Here is a 563-nt window from a genome sequence, read left to right as displayed (position 1 = left end):
CACTACCCCGCCTCGTCCGCCAGCCACGCCCGCAACTCCTCAACACTCTCGATATGCTCAACGGTGTCAGCAAGCAATTGGAGTAGTGCAACATCCTCGATAGCGGCAACCTCGCGCATCAGGGCTTCGCCTTCGGTGCCAAATTTGCACTTCAACGAGAGGCGGATGCCAGTCAGCAGACCCTGCTGGGCCAGTTGGCGGCCCTGCTGCAAGCCCTGCTGCGCTAGTTGACGACCCTGCCGCAAGCCCTTTTGCAGACCGATCTGTTCACCCTCTTGTAGTCCGATTTGCTTACCCTTTTGCAGGCCGATCTGTTCGCCCTTTTGTACACCCTGCTCAATCAACTCTTCGGCAATGGTACCCATGAGCGCACCTCCCAAGGGAATGGTTGTACCCACCACGTCAATGATCTCTTGCAGCGTCACATGCTTGCCGGCGGCGGCGAGGTAGCGCAGCAACGTCAGCATATCGTCCCGACCGGAGGTCTGATCACAAAAACTATACCATAGTTCAACCACCTCGGGCAGGCGCTCGATCAGATCGTGCCGCGAGCTGTATTTGAG

Annotated in this window: 1 pseudogene; it reads right to left on the bottom strand. The window is 57.7% G+C overall.

Annotated elements, in window-relative coordinates:
- Positions 1–2: 2 nt before the first annotated feature.
- Positions 3–563, bottom strand: a pseudogene (locus tag CJ255_RS23975) (hypothetical protein); the annotation flags it as partial.

The sequence above is a fragment of the Candidatus Viridilinea mediisalina genome, assembly GCF_002532535.1.
GTDB classification, from domain to species: Bacteria; Chloroflexota; Chloroflexia; order Chloroflexales; family Chloroflexaceae; genus Viridilinea; species Viridilinea mediisalina.
Note: the sequence above shows the minus strand (reverse complement) of the source record. Positions and strands in the feature narration are given on the sequence as shown.